At 68.9% G+C, this 14,725-nt stretch carries 13 protein-coding genes; 4 read left to right on the forward strand and 9 right to left on the reverse strand.

Annotation, left to right across the window (positions count from 1 at the left end; genetic code table 11):
• The first annotated feature begins 159 nt into the window (after nucleotides 1-159).
• Nucleotides 160-2,496 carry a putative bifunctional diguanylate cyclase/phosphodiesterase gene (locus ACZ5BH_RS06330; protein WP_464891071.1) on the forward strand — a complete coding sequence of 779 codons (2,337 nt, stop codon included), beginning with the start codon at nucleotides 160-162 and terminating at the stop codon, nucleotides 2,494-2,496.
• Nucleotides 2,497-2,721: 225 nt separating this feature from the next.
• Here ACZ5BH_RS06330 and ACZ5BH_RS06335 read toward each other — a convergent pair whose 3' ends face one another.
• From ACZ5BH_RS06335 to ACZ5BH_RS06360, 6 genes are all read right to left on the reverse strand, one after another.
• Nucleotides 2,722-3,666, reverse strand: coding sequence for a bile acid:sodium symporter family protein (locus tag ACZ5BH_RS06335; protein WP_464891072.1), 945 nt, complete (start codon nucleotides 3,664-3,666; stop codon nucleotides 2,722-2,724).
• Nucleotides 3,663-4,853 (reverse strand): sensor histidine kinase, encoded by a 1,191-nt coding sequence (locus tag ACZ5BH_RS06340; protein ID WP_464891073.1) that lies wholly within the window; start codon nucleotides 4,851-4,853, stop codon nucleotides 3,663-3,665. Before ACZ5BH_RS06340 ends, ACZ5BH_RS06335 begins: the two co-directional genes overlap by 4 nt.
• On the reverse strand, nucleotides 4,850-5,386 hold the full coding sequence (locus ACZ5BH_RS06345; RefSeq protein WP_464891074.1) for a methanogen output domain 1-containing protein: 537 nt from the start codon (nucleotides 5,384-5,386) through the stop codon (nucleotides 4,850-4,852). The genes ACZ5BH_RS06340 and ACZ5BH_RS06345 overlap by 4 nt, the downstream gene beginning before the upstream one ends.
• Nucleotides 5,387-5,632: 246 nt before the next feature.
• Nucleotides 5,633-7,510: a sensor histidine kinase gene (locus tag ACZ5BH_RS06350; protein ID WP_464891075.1), complete on the reverse strand. Its 1,878-nt coding sequence runs from the start codon at nucleotides 7,508-7,510 to the stop codon at nucleotides 5,633-5,635.
• A gap of 33 nt (nucleotides 7,511-7,543) precedes the next feature.
• Complete coding sequence (locus ACZ5BH_RS06355; protein ID WP_464891076.1) at nucleotides 7,544-9,568, reverse strand: sensor histidine kinase; 2,025 nt, start codon at nucleotides 9,566-9,568, stop codon at nucleotides 7,544-7,546.
• Between the two features lie 44 nt (nucleotides 9,569-9,612).
• The gene (locus ACZ5BH_RS06360; RefSeq protein WP_464891077.1) at nucleotides 9,613-10,302 is read right to left on the reverse strand and encodes an MlaC/ttg2D family ABC transporter substrate-binding protein; all 690 of its coding nucleotides are present in this window, start codon (nucleotides 10,300-10,302) and stop codon (nucleotides 9,613-9,615) included.
• 234 nt (nucleotides 10,303-10,536) lie between these two features.
• Between ACZ5BH_RS06360 and hemB the strand changes: the two genes are divergently transcribed.
• Nucleotides 10,537-11,499, forward strand: coding sequence for a porphobilinogen synthase (gene hemB / locus ACZ5BH_RS06365; protein WP_464891202.1), 963 nt, complete (start codon nucleotides 10,537-10,539; stop codon nucleotides 11,497-11,499).
• Between the two features lie 90 nt (nucleotides 11,500-11,589).
• Nucleotides 11,590-12,447, forward strand: a complete 858-nt coding sequence (gene aroE / locus ACZ5BH_RS06370) for a shikimate dehydrogenase (RefSeq protein ID WP_464891078.1) — start codon at nucleotides 11,590-11,592, stop codon at nucleotides 12,445-12,447.
• A 40-nt stretch (nucleotides 12,448-12,487) separates the two neighbouring features.
• Here aroE and ACZ5BH_RS06375 read toward each other — a convergent pair whose 3' ends face one another.
• The 3 genes from ACZ5BH_RS06375 to ACZ5BH_RS06385 form a co-directional block, all read right to left on the reverse strand.
• On the reverse strand, nucleotides 12,488-12,883 hold the full coding sequence (locus ACZ5BH_RS06375) for a DUF2784 domain-containing protein (RefSeq protein ID WP_464891079.1): 396 nt from the start codon (nucleotides 12,881-12,883) through the stop codon (nucleotides 12,488-12,490).
• Between the two features lies 1 nt (nucleotide 12,884).
• Nucleotides 12,885-13,562 carry a DNA-3-methyladenine glycosylase gene (locus ACZ5BH_RS06380; protein WP_464891080.1) on the reverse strand — a complete coding sequence of 226 codons (678 nt, stop codon included), beginning with the start codon at nucleotides 13,560-13,562 and terminating at the stop codon, nucleotides 12,885-12,887.
• Between the two features lie 63 nt (nucleotides 13,563-13,625).
• Nucleotides 13,626-14,165, reverse strand: coding sequence for a gamma carbonic anhydrase family protein (locus tag ACZ5BH_RS06385; RefSeq protein WP_464891081.1), 540 nt, complete (start codon nucleotides 14,163-14,165; stop codon nucleotides 13,626-13,628).
• 189 nt (nucleotides 14,166-14,354) lie between these two features.
• Here ACZ5BH_RS06385 and ACZ5BH_RS06390 point away from each other — a divergent pair, with 189 nt between their 5' ends.
• Nucleotides 14,355-14,708, forward strand: a complete 354-nt coding sequence (locus tag ACZ5BH_RS06390; RefSeq protein ID WP_464891082.1) for a TusE/DsrC/DsvC family sulfur relay protein — start codon at nucleotides 14,355-14,357, stop codon at nucleotides 14,706-14,708.
• Nucleotides 14,709-14,725: the final 17 nt, after the last annotated feature.

Below are 14,725 nucleotides of genomic sequence, written 5' to 3' on the forward strand. Positions count from 1 at the left end.
CCGGCGGGGCGCAATGGCCGCCCCGCCGGTGCGGGCCTGTGTGTTTGTCGGGGACGTTCCCGAAATATCGGCAGGCCGGCCGGGGACTTTAGCCAGGGTTGCTTGTATTCGCTTCAGGGGTTGCTAGGCTTGAATGGTCATGACCTTTGCGCCAGCCTGATGCCGCGTTCCCGCCGAGACCCCGCCGGGCGTCTTTCCCCGCGCCGCCTGTGGCGCATCTACCGCTATACGGTGCTGGCCTCCCTGCTGCTGGGCGCGGCCGTGCTGTATCTGCAGTGGCGGCTGGTCAGCGAGGCGGCGCGTACCGAACTGGGCTATGCCAACGATCTGGTGGCCAGTTCCCAGCAGGGCGTGATGCGCAAGTACGAGGCCCTGCTGGCCCTGCTCGGCGAGCGCCTGCTGGAGCTGGGCGGCCTCGAGGGTGCGCCGCAGGCCCGGGCGCGGGTGGATCGGCTGCTGCGTCACAATCCCGAGCTGGCGGGGTTCGGCCTGGCCGATCCGGCCGGCAACCTGGTGCTGACTTCCTTCAACATCGACCGCCACAGCCTGCCCAATCTGCTCCGGGATCCCCACACGGCCGACTCCTTCCGCCGCACGCTCGGGGCGCAGCGCATGGTCATCGGCCGCACCTATTACATGCCGGGCCTGCGCCAGTGGGTGATTCCCCTGCGCTATCCGCTGCGCGACGCCGCTGGGCGCCTGCAGGCCGTGATGACCACGGGCATCAAGCTGGATTCGTCCTACAGCATCTGGTCCCAGACCCTGCTGCCGCCGCACGTGCGTTTCGTGGTGGTGCGCGAGGATCTCTATCGGCAGTACGGGTCGTACATTGCCCCGGAGGATCGGGCGCGTTACTACGGCCGGCCGGTGGCCGAGAAACTGGTGCGCCATTACCGGGAGGCGGCGCGCCGGCAGGGCGTTTCCGGGGATCCGCTCCGGCCGGTGCGGCATGTTGCCCTCTATGCGCCGGATTTCCATGGCCAGTGGACCCTGGCCATGCTGAGCTACGAGCCGACCTACCGCAACTACATCGTCACCGGGCTGCCCCTGGCCGTGCTCGTCGGGCGCTATGCCCGCTCGGCCGCCTGGACCGGGTTCCTGATCCTGCTGCTTGACGGGATCCTGTTCCTGATGGTGCGCTACCAGGCCCGCCAGGAGGCGCGCGCCGAGCAGCAACTGGCGCACCTGGCCTGTCACGATCAGCTCACCGGCCTGCCCAACCGGCGCTATCTCACGGAAGGTTTCCATGCCTGGCGGCGGGACGGCCGGGAACGGTTCTGCCTGCTCTATGTGGATCTCGACAACTTCAAGGCCATCAACGACCTGCACGGCCACTCGGTGGGCGATGCCATCCTGCGGGTGGTGGCGCGGCGGCTGCGCGCGGTGTTCGCCGCGGAGCGGCTGATCCGCCATGGCGGCGACGAATTCATCGTGCTGTGCCGGGGGCGTTTCGACGAGGAGATGCGCCACCACTGCCAGCGCTTTCTGGCCGAGCTGAAGCAGCCCATCCACGAGGCCGGGCTGCAGTTCAGCATCCGCGCCAGCATCGGCGTGGCCCAGTCGCCGAAGGATGGCCGCGACTTCGAGGAGCTGCTGCGCAAGGCCGACATGGCCATGTACGAGGCCAAGCGGCTGCGCGACGGCATCCATGTCTACACCGAGCAGCTCGAGCAGCGGCGGAAACGGGCGGGACGCATCGAGCGGGCCCTGGCCCATGCCCTGGAAAACGGCGAATTCCGGCTGGTCTACCAGCCGCAGATCGACAGCGTCTCGGGCCAGGTGATCGGTGCCGAGGCCCTGCTGCGCTGGCACAGCGCCGCGCTGGGCGCGATTGCGCCCGACGAATTCCTGCCGGTGGCCGAGAGCATGGGCATGATGCCCGATCTGGGGAGGCATGTGCTGGATCGGGCGCTGGCCGAAAGCGAAGCCTTCCTGGCGGAGCGCCCGCCCGCGCCGGTCTTCCGCCTGGCCATCAATGCCTCGGTGAGCCAGCTCTTCGATCCGGGTTTCGTGATGCACCTGATGGCCCGGCATGCCGATTGCCGACTGGCGGGGCGGGAGCTGGTGCTGGAGATCACCGAGAGCCTGTTCATCGAGGACGTGGAACATGCCCGCATCCTGCTGGAGGGCCTGCGCCACGAGGGGCTGGGCATCTCCCTGGACGATTTCGGCACCGGCTATTCCTCCCTGAGCCTGTTGAGCAAGCTGCCCATCAGCGAGCTGAAGATCGACAAGGGTTTCGTCAAGGACATTCTCTCCGACGCGCGGGACCGGCAGCTGATCCGCAGCATCATCAGCCTGGGGGTCAGTCTCGGCATCCCGGTGCTGGCCGAGGGCGTGGAGAGCGCCGAGCAGGCGCGGCTGCTGGCCGCGGACGGTTGTGCCCGCTTCCAGGGCTATCACTTCGCCCGGCCCATGCCGGCGCAGGAGATGCCGGCGTTCATGCGCCGCTGGCAGGCGCGCCGGCCGACGGTGCTGCCGGGCGGGCTGGGCTGAACAGGGACGCCGCTCAGGCCAACAGCGGCAGGGTGACGGCCAGCAGGATCACGGCCAGAACCACGTGCCAGAGCGACAGACGGGCGTGATAACTGTGCTTCAGCATCGGGAAAAACCTCGTAATCCGTGGGGGAAGTCGAATATAGCCGATTTATGCCGAAAGGTTTAGTCCCCCCGGCCGCCTTTTTGCCGGATCTGGAACGGGTGTCCCGTTTTTTGCCACTCTCAGATGGCCGCGACCCGTTCCCGCCGGCGCAGCACCGCGCTGGCGCCGGCGGCGGTGACGATGCACCAGACGGCGAACAGGGCGCCGGGCAGGGCGGTCTCGGGGGTGTCGCGGAAGTGTTCCAGGGCCAGCACCACGCCGAGGCCGGCGTTCTGCATGCCGATCTCGATGGCCAGTGCCAGGCGGTGGCGGAAGTCGAAGCGGTAGAGCCGGGCCAGGAACCAGCCGGCGGCGTAGCCCAGGGCATTGAGCAGCACCACCAGGGCGAAGACGTCGAGGCCCACGGTACGGATGCGGGCGTGGTTGGCGGCCACCGCGTAGCTGCAGATGATGATGATGGCCAGGGCCGCCAGGGCCGGGGCGATCTCGCCGGCCAGCGCCCGCAGCCGGCCGAGACGGCGATGCAGGAGCATGCCGGCGCCCAGCGGCAGGACCACGATGAACAGGATGGTCTTGAGCATGCCCCAGAAGGGGATGGGCAACAGCCGTCCGCCCAGCCATTCCACCAGGGCCGGGGTCAGCAGGGGCGAGAGGAAGGTGGCCACGGTGGTCATGGCGATGGAGAAGGCCACCGCGCCGCCGGCCAGGTAGACGATCACGTTGCTGGCCATGGCGCCCGGGGCGGCGCCGACGATGATGAAGCCCAGGGCCACGGCGGGCGGCAGGCCGGCAGCCGTGGCCACCGCGAAGGCCAGCGCCGGCATCACCGTGTACTGGGTGAGCACGCCCAGGCCGATGCGCCCGGGATGGCGCAGGGTCTCGCCCAGCTCGGCCGGCTCGAGCACCACCCCCAGGGCGAACATGGTGATGGCGAACAGCCCCTTGAACACCTGGCCGAAGGGCAGGAACAGCTCCGGCAGCCAGAAGGCCGCCACCGCGCCGGCCAGGGTCAGCGGGGCCAGGCCGGCGGCCAGGAAACGCAGGCCGCGGATCAGGAGCTTCATTCGGCGCGTCCCGCAGGCGGGGCGGCTGCCGGTTCGCCCGCCGGCAGGCGGAAGAAGAAGGCGGCGCCTTCGTCTTCCCGGGCCTCGGCCCACACCTCGCCGCCGTGGCGGGCGACGATCCGTTGCACCGTGGCCAGCCCCACGCCGGTGCCCTCGAACTCGGGACCGTGCAGGCGCTGGAAGGGCTTGAACAGCTTGTCGGCATAGGCCATGTCGAAGCCCACGCCGTTGTCGCGCACCACGAAGGTCGGATCCGGGGCGGGAACGGCGGCCAGCTCGATGCGCGCCCGCTGCCGGGGCGCGGTGTACTTCCAGGCGTTGCGCAGGAGGTTGTCGAGCAGCTGTTCGAGCAGGCGCGGATCGCCCCGGGCGCGCAGCCCGTCGGCCACCCGCGCGTCCACCGTCCTGTCCGGTTCGGCTTCGGCCAGGCGCGCGAGGATGCGCCGGGCCAGGGCGCTCAGATCGCAGTCGGCGGGTTCCAGATCCAGGCGGCTGATGCGCGACAGCTCGAGGATGTCGTTGATGAGGTCGGTCATGTGCATGCCGGCGCGGATCACCCGCTCCAGATGGCCCCGGTGTTCCGCCTCGAGCTGTCCGGCCTCGGCCTGCACGATCTGGCTGAAACTGATGATCGCGCGCAGGGGGGTGCGCAGATCGTGGGCGATGGAATAGCTGTAGCTTTCCAGTTCCTCGTAGGCGCGGGTCAGTTCCGCGGTGCGTTCGGCGATGCGCGCCTCGAGCTGGGCGTTGACCTCGCGGATCCGCTGCTCGGCCCGGCGGTGTTCGCGGATCTCGCGGTTGAGGGCGGCCAGTTGCTGGTTGAGCAGCACGAACTGGTTGGAGCGCAGTTGCTGGGGCTGGCAGAGCAGCAGCAGGCGGGCGGGGCGGTCGGGGCGATCCGCCAGGCGGGCGCCGTTGCAGCGCACTTCCGGCGCCGAGGCGTGCGGGCCGCGCAGGCGCAGGCGGCCCGGCACCGGCTGGCCGTTGCTGGCCCAGCTGCGCAGCAGGTCGCGGAACCGTTCCCGGGGCATGTCGAGAAAGGCGTGCAGGGGCTGGCCGGTCAGCGCCGGCTGGCCGAGCAGCCGGGCGGCCCGGCCGTTGGCGGCCAGGATCCGGCCGTCGAGCGCCAGCAGGAAGGCCGGATCGGGCAGGCGCTCGAGCAGGTCGCGGGTTTCGGCCTCGATCATGGGTTGCCGGGCGCCTGGTAGTATTCGCGGCCCTCCGGCGTCTCCTCCGCGTCCGGCTGCAGATGCACGATCACCCGGCAGCCGGGGTCGCCGCGGGCGATGGTCTCTTCCAGCACCACGCGGGCATAGCCCAGGTTGCTGGCGGCGATGCTGCCGAAGACGTTGGAGGTCATCATGCACATGGAGGGGCGGCCCCTGACCTTCTCGGCAAAGGGGCAGGCGGTGTTGGCGAAGACGATCTTCGTCTCGTCGGCCTCGACCACCCGGAACGCGCCCTGGATGCGCGCTTTCAGATCCACCAGGACCTGCGCCACCTGGTCGCGATCCAGCTGCCTGCAGCCGAGCGCCGCCTTGTAGTCGGCCTCGATTTCCCGGGCCAGGTGCTGGGCCACCAGGCTGATGAAGCCCGAGGCTTCCTCCAGGCCCACCACGTCTTCCAGGGTGCCGGCCAGTTCGCGGATCACCCCGCGCATGAAGCGATCCCGATCCAGGGGGATGTCCAGCCTGGCGAGGGTTTTTTCGTCGTCGTTCATCGCGCTCTCCCGGTTTTGCATGACGGTGCCGGCGGGGCCGGGACCGGGTGTGGCAGCCGGGCCGTTGCCGGGTTTCTCGTAGAGTCTAGCAGGCTGTTGGAAAAGCCCATGTCGGGTGGCTGTTTCGAATGCCCGAACAACAGCTCGTTACAAGTACAGAGCCCTTGAGGCCGGGCCCGATGCAGGCGCAATCGTCGAAAATGGTTGGGCATTCGGAACAGCCATATCTCGTCTCCTGTCCTTGCCTCATTCCAGATGCAGGGTGAACCAGAGGGTGGTGCCGCCTTCGGGCTCGGCGTCGGCGCGGATCCGGCCCTTGTGCAGTTCCACGATGCGCTGGGCCCGGGCCAGGCCCATGCCGGTGCCCGCGAATTCGTGGCCGTGCAGGCGTTCGAAGGTGCGGAACAGCTTGTCGGCGTAGCGGCGCTCGAAGCCGATGCCGTTGTCGCGCACGAAGTAGGCGATTCCGTCGGCCTCCTGGCGGGCGCCGAATTCGATCACGCCCTCGTCCCGGGGTTTGGTGAACTTGAAGGCGTTGTCGAGCAGTTCGTAGAGCAGCTCGTGCAGCATGCGGCGGTCGCCGAACACGAACAGGGCCGGCTGCACGTGGCAGGTGATCCGCCGTTCCGGAAACTGATCGCGCAGGGACTGGAGGATGTGCGTGGCGATTTCGCTCAGGTTGACCTGGGTGGGATCCATGTCGTGCTGGCGGTAGTAATAGAGGCGCCGGGCGTCGTCGAGCATCTCGCCCATGCGCTGGGAGGCGGCGCGGATCCGGCGCAGGTAGTCGTGGCCGGTGGCGTCGAGCCGTTCGCCGTAGTCTTCGGCGAGCAGGGCGCTGAAGCCGTCGATGGCGCGCAGGGGGGTGCGGATGTCGTGGGAGAGAGAATAGGTCAGTTCCTGGAAGTCGCGGGTGGTGAATTCGAGCTGGCTGGCGGTGGCGTCCCGCTCCTCCCGGGCCTGGTGCCACTCGCGCAGATCCTGCAGGAAGCCGATGAACTTGCGCCGGCCCTCGATGCGGGTCTCGCTCAGGTGCAGGCGCACCGGCACCAGCCCGCCGTCCTTGCGCACGCCCCACAGATCCCGCGGCTGGCCCATCATCCCGGCGCCGCGTCCGGCCCGGTAGTTGCGCAGGTAGTCGTCGTGCCGGCTGTGGTGGGGTTCGGGCATCAGGATCCGCACGTTGCGGCCGATGGCCTCGTCGGCCGACCAGCCGAACAGGCTTTCGGCGGCGGGATTGAAGCGCTCGATGCGGCCGTACTCGTCGATCACGATGATCGCTTCCTGGGCCGATTCCACCACGGCCCGGTAGGCCCGTTCCACGGCCTGGCGCGCGAGGAACAGATCGCGCAGATGGCTGGCCAGCAGGAACAGGGCCGCGCCGTAGGCCACCAGGCGCAGCAGGTGCCACCACCACCAGGGGGCGTCCCACAGGCGGGACAGGTCGAAGGCCAGGCCGGCCACGCCGAACAGGATGCCGATGATGGCGAACACCAGGTTGTGGCGCTGGCCGCCGCGCAGGTAGGCGAGCAGGAACCAGGCCGCGCCGATCAGGAAGCCGCTGCCGCCGACGATGTTGATCAGGCGCGCGGCCGGGGTGAAGCGGCCATCGGCGAGCATCGGCAAGGGCCAGTGGGGCAGGAACAGGCTCGGCAGGCCCAGCCCCAGGGCCACGAGGAGCGTTGCCGGCAGGAAGCGCCGCAGGCGGGCGGCGGTCCAGTGGAGGTCGAACCACTGGCCGGCGAAGAGCAGGCCGCCGAGACCGGTGGCCGCCGAATGCAGCCAGACGAAGCCGTTGCCCGGTGGCAGAAGGGCGTGCAGGCCGTCGAGGATGCCCATGCCCAGAAAGGCGCCCGCCACCCAGGCGTGGTGGAAGCGGCGCTCGAGATGCCGCCAGGAGAGCAGCAGCAGGGTGGTCAGGCCGAGGGCGGTCATGGCGCCGACCACTTCGATGACGGCATGCAGCGGCAGATGCACCCACTGCCGGTCGTTGGGCATCAGCAGGGGCAGGCCCAGCCCCAGGATCGGCAGCAGCACGGCCAGCATCACCACCACGCCACGCTGCCGGGCGGGTTGCCGGTCAGGCGGGGTGGCGGGGGGGATGAGCGGTGCGGCGCGGGACATCGGGGATGCGGCTGGCGGGCAATGGCCTTGGGTTCAATCGCCGGAGGCCGGCGGCAGGGTGAAACGGAAGCAGGCGCCCTCGCCCGGCCGGCCTTCGCCCCGGATCCGCCCGCGGTGGCGGTGGACGATGCGCTGGACCGTGGCCAGGCCGATGCCGGTGCCCGGGAATTCGCTGCCGTGCAGGCGCTGGAAGGCCCCGAACAGCTTGTCGGCGTAGGCCATGTCGAAGCCGACGCCGTTGTCGCAGAGGCTGAACCGCAACAGGCCTTCCTCTGCTTCCTCGGTGGCGAAGATCACCCGCGCCTCGGCCCGGGTCGCGGTGTATTTCCAGGCGTTGTCGAGCAGGTTCTCCAGGAGGATGCGCAACAGTTTCGGATCGCCGAGAACCGTGCCGGTCACCTGGTTGACGAAGTCGACCGGGTGGTCGGGATAGCGCTGGCGAAGCTGTTCTGCCACCTCATCGGCGAGCCGCCCGAGGGCGACCGCCTCCCGCGCCAGGGGTGCCTGGCTGGTGCGGGAGAGGGTCAGCAGATCGTCGATGAGCTGGGTCATGCGCCGCACGTTGGCCTCGATGCGTTCCAGGTACTGGCGGCCGGTGTCGTCGAGTTGCTCGGCGCAGTCTTCCACCAGCGCCTGGCTGAAGCCGGTGATGGCCCGCAGCGGGGCGCGCAGATCGTGGGAGACCGAATAGCTGAACGATTCCAGTTCGGCGTTGATGATCTCCAGTTCACTGGTGCGCTGCGCCACCAGTTCCTCCAGATGATCCCGGTGGCGGACCAGTTCGGCCTCCAGTTCCTTGTAGTCGGTGATGTCGAGCACCGTGCCGAGCGAGCGGATGGGGGTGCCGTCGGCGGCGTATTCGGTATGGCCCCGTTCGCGCACCCACTTGATGCGGCCGTCCGGCATCCGCAGGCGGTGCTGGATGTCGTATTCGGTGCGCGCGTCCACCGAGCGCACGTAGGCGTCGTTCACGGCCTCCCGGTCGTCGGGATGGACGGTTTCCAGAAAGGCTTCGTAGGAGGCGCCGAAGCGGGCCGGATCGATTTCGAAGATGCGGAAGATCTCGTCGGACCAGTAAAGGTGATCGTTGCGCAGATCCAGCTCCCAGCAGCCGAGCCGGGCCACCCGCTGGGCCTCGGTGAGGCGGCGGGAGATTTCCTGCAGCTCGCTGACGTCTTCGTGCATGACGATGATCTCGGCCACCTCGCCTTGCGTATCGCGCACCGGATAGATGTGCGAGCGCAGTTCCACCACCTTGCGGGGCGTCTCGGCGGCCAGGGGCGTCTGGTTGGTGTCATAGCGGATCACCGGGGTGGTGACTGCCTCGCCGGCGAAGGCGCGGCGCAGGTAGGGCGTGATGCCCAGGGCCTCGAGCTGGGGATCGCGCAGGGGGTTGTAGCCCCGCATGTCCTCGAGGCGGATCCGCCAGAGGCGCTCGGCCGTGCGGTTCATGTGCAGGGGGGTGCCGTCGGGGGCGAAGATCTGGATGGCGAAGGGCGACTGGTCGATCACCGCCCGGCTGCGGTGCTCGGCCCGTTCGGCGCGCTGGCGCTGACGCCGCTGGTGGACCAGGAACAGGCCCAGCAGGAGGGCGACCAGCAGCCCGCTGGCCAGCCACAGCCGGCTCTCGGCCTGCTGGCCGGCGGCGATGTCGGCGTGGATGGGCGGTTCGGCGCGGGCCAGGGCGTCGAGCAGATCGAGAAAGGCCTGCATCTGCACCGCCGGATCGCCGCCGGCGGCCATGGCGAGCCATTGCCGGGTCTGCAGGGCGAATTCGCCGGTGATGGCGGCCAGATCCGGATCGTAGGCGGTGCTGTCGAGAAAGGCGCGGGTGGCGGCGTCGATGGTGGCGTGCGACGGGGTCGCCGCCGGGGACTGCAGGCGGCGCCGCTGCAGCTCCACCAGGGGGGCGCGCATGGCATCGAGCTGACGGATCGCTTCCTGGGCCTTCAGCCCCCGCCCGATGCGCTGGGGAATGGCCTGGAGGGTCAGGAACAGGCCGAACAGCAGGATGCCGGCCAGCCCCAGGGCGAGGAAACGGCGGGTGTCGCGGTTCATGAACCGTCCGTGGCCGTGGCGTGTTCCTCCATGCGCGGCGAGGGTCAGCCGGTCTGGGCCGGGGCCGCATCCCGGCCGGCGCCGGCTTCGGCCGCGCCGAGGCGGGCGTTCTTCTCGGCCAGGCGGGCGATCAGGGCATCCAGTCCTTCCTGGCGGATCTGGCCGGCGAAGCTGCTGCGGTAGGTGGAGATGAGGCTCACGCCGTCGATGGCCAGATCGTAGACCCGCCAGCCCTTGCGGGAGTGGTGCATGAGGAAGTTCACGTTCACCGGCTTGCCGTTGCCCGGCGGATGCAGATCCATGTGCACCGTCACCTGGCGGGCGTCGGGCGCGGCGCGCAGCGGGGCGAAGCGGAACATGGCCGGGTCCAGATCGTGCTCCCGCAAGTAGTCGGCCAGGGCCGAGGAATAGAAGCGCAGCAGCAGGGTGCGGAACTCGCGCACGAAGGCCAGCTTCTGTTCCCGGCTGGCCCGCCGCCAGTGCTTGCCGAGCACCTGCCGCGAGGCGGTGATGAAGTCCACGTGCGGCAGCAGGATCCGCTCGGCCAGTTGCTGCACGATGGCCGGATCGCGGGCGATGGCCTCGCGCCTGGCGCGCAGTTCCGTGACCATGGTCTGCATGGCCTCGCGCAGCAGCACGTCGGGGGCCGGGGCCTCGGCGCGGGCCGCCGGCAGCCCGGCGATCAGCAGCGCCGGAATCAGCAGCAGGAAACGGCAGGCGCGCAGGAACGTCATGGCGGCAAACTCCTTTTAGGGTCTTTGGCGGCGGGTGGTGACGCTGCACCGGTTGACCAATTAAAGACCCATCCCCGGCCAAAGGCAAGCGTTTGCCGGCGATCCGGCGGCAGTGATTGCCAAGCACGGGCGGGAGCGGGTATTTTGGGTCGTCCGATCCGCTCTGCACAGGAGTTTCGCGTGTCCAGCATCGATACCGGGCGGGGCCGCTTCCCCGCCATCCGCAAGCGGCGCATGCGCCGCGACGACTTCTCCCGCCGCCTGATGCGCGAGTCGCGCCTGTCGGTGGACGACCTCATCCAGCCGGTGTTCGTCCTCGAGGGCGAGGGCCAGCGCGAGGCGGTGGCCTCCATGCCCGGGGTGGAACGCCTGAGCATCGATCTGCTGCTGGAGCTGGCCGGCGATCTGGTGATGCTGGGTGTGCCGGCCATCGCCCTGTTCCCGGTCACGCCGGCCGGGAAGAAGACCGAGGACGCCCGCGAGGCCTGGAACCCGGAAGGCCTGGCCCAGCGGGCGGTGCGCGCCCTCAAGGCCGAGTACCCGCAACTGGGCGTGATCACCGACGTGGCCCTGGATCCCTTCACCACCCACGGCCAGGACGGCCTGATCGACGACAGCGGTTACGTGCTCAACGACGAGACCGTGGAGGTGCTGGTGCGCCAGGCGCTGTCCCATGCCGATGCCGGCGCCGACGTGGTGGCGCCCTCCGACATGATGGACGGGCGGATCGGCGCGATCCGCGCCGCGCTGGAGGAGGCCGGCCACATCCATACGCGGATCCTCGCCTATTCGGCCAAGTATGCCTCCAGCTTCTACGGGCCCTTCCGCGATGCCGTGGGCTCGGCCGCCAACCTCGGCGGCGGCAACAAATACACCTACCAGATGGATCCGGCCAACTCCGACGAGGCCCTGTGGGAAGTGGCCCTGGATCTGGAGGAAGGGGCCGACATGGTGATGGTCAAGCCCGGCCTGCCCTATCTCGACATCGTGCGCCGGGTGAAGGACGAGTTCGGCGTGCCCACCTACGCCTACCAGGTGAGTGGCGAATACGCCATGCTCATGGCCGCCGCCCAAAACGGCTGGCTCGACGAGAAGGCGGTGATCCTGGAATCCCTGCTGGCCTTCAAGCGCGCGGGTGCCGACGGCATTCTCACCTATTTCGCCGCGCGGGTGGCGCGGTGGCTTACGGCGGAGTGAGGGTCGCGGCGCCCCCGCCGCGACGCTCATCGCCTTCGCCAATCCCCTTTTGGCTATAATCTCCCCTCCTCCCCGATCCCTGATCCATCCATGACTGACCACCCTCACGATCCCGACGCGTGTGACCATTACGCCGTGATGGGCAATCCCATCGCCCACAGCAAGTCGCCGCGCATCCATCGCCTGTTTGCCGAGCAGACCGGCGAGCCGATCTGCTACCGGGCGATCCTCGTCGAGCCGGGGAAGCTGCCGGCGGCGGTGGCGGCATTCGTGGCGGAAGGCGGCAGGGGGCTGAACATCACCGTGCCCTTCAAGCAGGATGCCTGGCAGCTGGTGGATCGGCGCAGCCCCCGGGCCGAGCGGGCCGGGGCGGTGAATACCATCCGCGTCGATCCGGGCGCGCTGTTCGGCGACAACACCGACGGCGTGGGGCTGGTGACGGATCTTGTGGACAATCTGGGCCTGACCCTGCGCGACCGGCGCATCCTGCTGATGGGCGCGGGCGGCGCGGCCCGGGGCGTGCTCGCGCCCCTGCTCGAGCAGCAGCCGGCGCTCGTGGTGATCGCCAACCGCACCGCGCCGCGGGCGGTGGATCTGGCCGAGGCCTTCGCCGATCTCGGCACCGTGCAGGGTTGCGGTTACGCGGCCCTGGGCGACCTGCAGTTCGATCTGCTGATCAACGCCACCGCCGCCAGCCTGCAGGGGGATCTGCCGCCCCTGCCCGACGGCATCCTCGCCGCAGGCGGCGCCGCCTACGACATGATGTACGGCGCCAAACCCACAGCCTTCATGCAGTGGGCGAAATGGCAGGGCGCCGCCACCGTGGCCGACGGCCTCGGCATGCTGGTGGAACAGGCTGCCGAGTCCTTTCTCGTCTGGCGCGGCGTGCGCCCGCAAACCCGCCCCGTGATCGAAAGGCTGCGCGAAGAACTCCGCGCTTCCGCGTAGGGCGCGCCTGCAAGGCAGCGCACCGCCCCGGCGCACCCTTTCAACGCCGGGCCTTTCTTCTGTGCCGGCACCGCTGCGCGAGCAGCAGCGCGTACACGCCCCCGTTCAGCGCCAGCAGGCCGAGGCCGAGCCACCATTGCATCTCCGGCGTGAGTCCCGGCGGGTAGATCAGCGGCACGAGATAATGGGCGATGAAGCCGCCCTCCCAGGCTTCCGCACCGGCCAGCCTGCGCAAGCGGATTTCCAGCGGCGTGAGCGGACAGATGGCGCCGCTGAACTGGATGTAGAGCCCCCAGGCCAGCGCCGGCAGATGCAGGCCGGCCAGGCGCCGCCAGCGCCACACCAGCAGGCCACCGAGCACCACGAACAGCACGAACAGGAAGTGCACCACCAGGACCAGATCGGCCAGCAGCAGATAGCGGGTTTGCGGATCCACGTCAGCCCTGCCGGGAACCGATCCGGAGGATGCGGTAGTCGCGACCTTCGACGGCACCGCGCCGGGTGAGGGGATTCCGGGTGGCGTGGCGGGCCTCGGCCGCGTCCACGAAGCGGTAGGGCAAGTGGGCGTCGCGCTCGGGGGGGATGCCGAGGCGCGGGGTCTGGATGATCTCGTGCACCCGGTGGCCCACGTCCTCGATGAAGAAGCGTTCGGGATCGAAGGGCCGCTGATCCCAGTCGCGCACCTTCAGGGCCAGGCTGCGGCACAGCAGGGTCTGGCCGCTGCACAGCCGTTCCACCGGCCGCTTGCGGCCGCTGCCGCGCACCGGGTTGAGGCGCTGCATGAGGCGCGCCGTCTCCCGCGGGGAACGCGCGTCGAACCAGGGCACGCCGGCCTTGATCAGCACCGCGTTGCCCGCGCCGCGCACGCTCACGTTGAGCGAGTCGCCGCCGCGGGCGTAGTACATGTAGATGGTGCCCGGCGGCATGAACATGGCCTTGCGCTTCTCCGTATAACCCAGCGAGGAATGGCTGCCCTTCTCGCGGCGGTAATAGGCCTCGGTCTCGATGATCCGGCAGGCCAGCCACACGCCCTGCCAGCGCCGCCGCAGCACCTTGCCCAGCAGATCCTTTGCCACGGTGCAGGCATCGCGGTCGAAGAAAGTCTGATCGAGCATTTTTATGGCAGGGAAAAGATTCAAGCGACAAGGAAAATCAATTATCGGTACCGTCCTTCCCTTTTATCTTTCCTCTTTCCGCTGGTATCTGCTTTTGAGTTTCACGTAGTGCTGCGCCGCGTATTCGATGTTGTCGATCTCGTCCTGGCGGAGGGCGCGGGCGCGGCGCACCGGGCTGCCCAGCCACAGGTAGCCGCTTTCCAGCACCTTGCCGGGCGGCACCAGGGCGCCGGCACCGATGAGGGTGAGCGGTTCGATCACCGCGCCGTCGAGGATCGTGGCGCGCATGCCGATGAGACAGTGATTGCCGATCCGGCAGCCGTGCAGCACGGCGCCGTGGCCGACGGTGACGCGGTTGCCGATCTGCAGATCGGCGCCGCCGGGATGGAGCGGTCCGTCGTGGCTCACGTGCAGCACGCAATGATCCTGAAGGTTGGTCTGCTCGCCGATCCGGATTCGGTTCACGTCGCCGCGGGCCACCACGTAGGGCCAGAGGGAACTCTCGGCCCCGATGTGCACGTCGCCGATGACCAGCGCGGTGGCGTCCAGCCAGGCGCCGGGATGGATCACGGGCTGCTTGTCTTCGAAGGGACGGATGGGCATGGGTCCGTGGCTGCCTGGGGACGGGAGTGGAAAGTATAGCCCGTGGCCGGCTTACGAAAATAGTCTTACCAAAATACTCTGGTATTTTCGCCGATCTGGACTATAGTCAGTACAGAGCCCGGCAAAAGGGCCACGACGAAACGGCGGCGGTTGCCGCCGGTGTCGAAGACAAACAGGAGGACTCCGGAGATGACAGCCAGTACCACATCACCCGTTCAGACGGAAACCACCACGGTCGTCCCGCCGAGCTTCGAGGGCTGGTCGGAAACCCGGGCCATCGAGCTGGCGCGGGAGGAAGGCATCGAGCTGACCCCGGCCCACTGGGAGGTGATCTACTTCCTGCGCGACAGCTGCCGCCGGGAAGGCGGTTCGTGCAGCGCGCGCAAGGTGCTGAAGATCCTCACCAGCCACTACAAGCACCAGGGAGGCAAGCGCTATCTGTATTCCCTGTTTCCCAAGGGGCCGGTGTACCAGGGCTGCAAGATCGCGGGCATTCCGCTGCCGCCCTACACCCTCGACCTCTCCTTCGGCAGCGCCTACTGACAGGCTGTTGAAAAAGC

The organism is Thioprofundum lithotrophicum (genome assembly GCF_055387065.1).

Bases quoted from the DNA above. Each gene is read 5' to 3' on its own strand.
- ACZ5BH_RS06330 (WP_464891071.1), top strand. From the start codon at position 160: ATGCCGCGTTCCCGCCGAGACCCCGCCGGGCGTCTTTCCCCGCGCCGC.
- ACZ5BH_RS06355 (WP_464891076.1), bottom strand. From the start codon at position 9,568: ATGAACCGCGACACCCGCCGTTTCCTCGCCCTGGGGCTGGCCGGCATC.
- ACZ5BH_RS06350 (WP_464891075.1), bottom strand. From the start codon at position 7,510: ATGTCCCGCGCCGCACCGCTCATCCCCCCCGCCACCCCGCCTGACCGG.
- ACZ5BH_RS06340 (WP_464891073.1), bottom strand. From the start codon at position 4,853: ATGATCGAGGCCGAAACCCGCGACCTGCTCGAGCGCCTGCCCGATCCG.
- ACZ5BH_RS06360 (WP_464891077.1), bottom strand. From the start codon at position 10,302: ATGACGTTCCTGCGCGCCTGCCGTTTCCTGCTGCTGATTCCGGCGCTG.
- aroE (WP_464891078.1), top strand. From the start codon at position 11,590: ATGACTGACCACCCTCACGATCCCGACGCGTGTGACCATTACGCCGTG.
- ACZ5BH_RS06345 (WP_464891074.1), bottom strand. From the start codon at position 5,386: ATGAACGACGACGAAAAAACCCTCGCCAGGCTGGACATCCCCCTGGAT.
- ACZ5BH_RS06335 (WP_464891072.1), bottom strand. From the start codon at position 3,666: ATGAAGCTCCTGATCCGCGGCCTGCGTTTCCTGGCCGCCGGCCTGGCC.
- hemB (WP_464891202.1), top strand. From the start codon at position 10,537: ATGCGCCGCGACGACTTCTCCCGCCGCCTGATGCGCGAGTCGCGCCTG.
- ACZ5BH_RS06390 (WP_464891082.1), top strand. From the start codon at position 14,355: ATGACAGCCAGTACCACATCACCCGTTCAGACGGAAACCACCACGGTC.
- ACZ5BH_RS06385 (WP_464891081.1), bottom strand. From the start codon at position 14,165: ATGCCCATCCGTCCCTTCGAAGACAAGCAGCCCGTGATCCATCCCGGC.
- ACZ5BH_RS06380 (WP_464891080.1), bottom strand. From the start codon at position 13,562: ATGCTCGATCAGACTTTCTTCGACCGCGATGCCTGCACCGTGGCAAAG.